This is a genomic window from Bacillus sp. AFS098217, assembly GCF_002551815.1.
GTDB lineage: Bacteria > Bacillota > Bacilli > Bacillales > Bacillaceae_G > Bacillus_A.
In genome coordinates this window covers 1-3540 of record NZ_NVPR01000143.1, presented here as the reverse complement: position 1 = coordinate 3540, position 3540 = coordinate 1, and the positions used below count along the sequence as shown (strand labels likewise).

Sequence of the window (3540 nt, the reverse complement as noted above, 5' to 3'; positions counted from 1 at the left end):
AAGGGTTTCCCAACACTCTGCAAAAAGCCACGTTATCGTGGCTTTTCTGTTGAATTTCGTTACAATGAAGGATACCTTATTTTCTCATTATGCATTTGTTTTTAGAAGGGAACGGGCCTCTTTAGCAGCTTGAACCATATGCTCTAAAGCTGGGATAACTTCTTCTGTTCTTCTTGTTTTTAAACCACAGTCTGGATTAATCCAGAAGTATTTTGAATCACACACTTTTAAGGACTGCTCTACAATTGTGTATATTTCATCTTTGCTTGGGATACGAGGACTATGAATGTCATAGACTCCTAGACCAATTCCTTTTTCATAAGTTGTATGTTCCAATGTATGAATAAATTCACCATGACTTCTAGATGTTTCAATAGAGATAACATCTGCATCTAATGCACGAATTGCATCTACAATATCTTCAAAGTTACTGTAGCACATATGTGTATGAATTTGTGTTTCATTCGCTACAGAAGATGTTGCTAAAAGGAATGATTGAACTGCCCAAGTAACATATGCATCCCAATCTTTTTCTTTTAATGGCATTCCTTCACGAAGTGCTGGTTCATCGACTTGGATTACTCTAATCCCAGAGGATTCAAGTAATTCAATTTCATGACGAAGTGCTAATGCAATTTGATAAGAAACTTCTTTTCTTGAAATATCATTTCGAACGAATGACCAATTCAAAATTGTTACCGGTCCTGTTAACATACCTTTTACAACTTTATCCGTAAGACTTTGAGCATATACAGTTTCTTTAATGGTCATCCCATTCATAAAGGCAACATCCCCATAAATTACAGGTGGCTTTACACAGCGGGAACCGTATGATTGTACCCAACCATTTTTAGTGAAAGAGAACCCAGCGAGTCTTTCACCAAAATATTCCACCATATCAGTTCTTTCAAATTCACCATGTACAAGTACATCAAGACCAATATCTTCTTGATAGCGAATCCATTTCTCAGTTTCTTTTTCGATAAATTTTTCATATTGTTCGTTTGTAATATCGCCGCTACGCCATTGTTTACGTGTTTGACGAACTTCAACAGTTTGCGGGAAACTACCAATTGTTGTTGTCGGAAGTAGTGGTAATCGTAGTGCTTCTTGTTGCAATTCATAGCGTTGTTCAAATGGAAGAGGACGAGAGAAATCTTCTTCTTTAAGATTGGCTCTTGCTGTTTGTACATCTTCACGATTACGTGCAGCTGAAGATCGAATTGTTTCATGAGCGCTACGGTAAGTAGCTAATTCCGTACTAACACTTTCTGTACTTTCAGAAAGCGCATGTTTAATAAGTGTAAGTTCTTCTAATTTTTGATTTGCAAATGCAAGGGCGTCAAATAGTTCAGTTGATAAGTGTGTTTCTTCTGTCTTATCAATTGGAGTATGCAGTAAGCTACATGAAGGTTGAACGATCAACTCTTTTGGTGTAACGCGACCTTGTAATGTTTTCAATAAAGAAAGGACTTCATCAAGATCAGCTCTCCAAATGTTACGGCCATCTACACAACCAACAGCTAAAATTTTATCGGATGGGAATCCGTGCTCTAAAAGTGCTTGTATATTGCCCTTTTTACCGTGAACAAAGTCCAATCCAATGCCGGATACAGGGAATGTAATAATCTCTTGATAGTTCTCTTCTACACTATCAAAATAAGTTTGTAAGATAAGAGATACATTTGGAACTTCCTTACGAAATGTTTTGTAAAGTTCTTTTGCTTCTGCAATTTCTTCTTTTGTTAAAGATACAAAAATTGGTTCATCAATTTGGATGATTTTTGCACCAGCTTCGTGTAATTCAGTTAATAGCTGTACATAAGGAGCAACGAGTTGATTTAAAATAGTAGCAAATTGCTCTTGTTTATATCCTTTTGCTAATTTTAAGAATGTATACGGTCCTAATATAACTGGTTTACCATCAACACCTAATTCTTGTTTTGCTTCTTCATATAAGCGAAGTGGTCGATTGTCTTTTAAAGAAATCTCTAATCCTTCTTCATACTCAGGAACAATATAATGATAATTTGTGTTAAACCATTTCGTCATTTCAGAAGCAACGTGATCTTTGGAGCCGCGTGCCATTGCAAAATATACATCAAGATAAGACGTGAACTCTGAAAAACGTGATGGAATAAAGCCAAGCATGTAGGCTGTATCCAGCACATGATCATAATATGTAAAGTCACCAATTGGAATTACATCAATCCCTTTTTCTTGCTGAACTTTCACATGTTGAAGACGAATCTCTTTCATTGTTGTTGAAAATTGCTGCTCATCAATCTTATTTGACCAAAAAGCTTCCAACGTTTTTTTCCATTCTCGGTGTAATCCAATTCGTGGATACCCTAAATTACTTGTTTGAATTGCCATTTTAAATTCCTCCCTAATTGAAAGTAAGCATTTCCGTTTACTTGGAAATGCATGTAACGAAAAGCATAAAGGTACAGAAAATAGTCCTCTCTTCTCGTTCATAACACCTAATCATCATCCGTGAGTCTATCAGTGTTGTTAAAATAGGCAGGTCTCCTGGCTCATGCGTCATATGATTTCTTTTACCTTCCCGTTTTCACAGTGGTATAGAAAAGAAGTCTCTGCATTTACAGTGGCGGGACCGCGTTGGAATTTCACCAAACTTCCCTTTTCAACACGAAATAAGAAATCTCGTGTACCTATTTTCCTTTTGAAAGGAATTTAACAAGCAAATATGATATTGAGAAAGATTCTAACATAATTTTTAGAATTTTGTCTACTGTTTTAAAATAAGAATATTTATATTTTTTGTTTTTTGTTACACATAAAAATTTTGGTTGTGAAAAAGGCTATGATGACCGCTTCTATACATGGCCAGATGCTCTCTCCCACCTAAAAACATCCATGATTTTGTACTCACATCCCTTGCATGAAAATGGGTTTAATACATCCAAGTCCTTTCTATATTGAATAATGATGATGGATAGCTAAGTACGTAACTCTTTATGGTGGGTAAAACCCTGACCTAAAAACTGTAAGAGAGAGATTGGTGCACATCCCTTTGTTGACAGAAGATTCTTCGTCTGATCACGTACAGAAAAATGTTGATTTTCCGTTTCTCTCTACTATCCATCTCATTTCAGTTTAGGGAGGATATATTATGGACACATTACACACACATTGCGCAGGTCTAGATGTACATCAAAAAGAGATAGTTGCTTGTATTTTAATTGGTTCATCGGACGAAACCCTTATAAAGGAAGTCCGTACATTTTCTACAATGACAAAGAATCTTTTTGAAATACTTCGATGGTTAGAATCCCTTGGTATTACTCATATTGCGATGGAGAGTACGGGTGTATATTGGAAACCGGTCTACAATATTATAGAAGACTTCTTTGATATTACACTTGCCAATGCACAACGAATTAAGAATGTTCCCGGACGAAAAACAGATGTAGCTGACGCGGAATGGATTGCCAAACTTCTTCGATATGGATTGATTGAAAAAAGCTTCGTTCCCCCAGCAGATATTCGAGAACTTCGTGATTTAACTCGTCGTCG

Annotated in this window: 2 protein-coding genes and 1 riboswitch; of the genes, one reads left to right on the top strand and one right to left on the bottom strand. The window is 36.2% G+C overall.

All coding sequences use genetic code 11. The annotated features are described in order from the left end of the window. Positions 1-87: 87 nt before the first annotated feature. A complete protein-coding gene (gene metE / locus COO03_RS23835; RefSeq protein WP_097899468.1) occupies positions 88-2376 on the bottom strand; it encodes a 5-methyltetrahydropteroyltriglutamate--homocysteine S-methyltransferase in 2289 nt (762 codons plus the stop codon). A 129-nt stretch (positions 2377-2505) separates the two neighbouring features. Beyond that, positions 2506-2694: riboswitch (cobalamin riboswitch) on the bottom strand. A gap of 442 nt (positions 2695-3136) precedes the next feature. On the opposite strand from metE, the gene COO03_RS23830 reads away from it, so the two are divergent. Then, positions 3137-3540, top strand: a 404-nt coding sequence (locus COO03_RS23830; RefSeq protein WP_142316274.1) for an IS110 family transposase, incomplete at its 3' end; no start/stop codon positions are given.

Coding starts and splice junctions, on each gene's coding strand:
- metE (WP_097899468.1), bottom strand. CDS start 2,376: ATGGCAATTCAAACAAGTAATTTAGGGTATCCACGAATTGGATTACAC.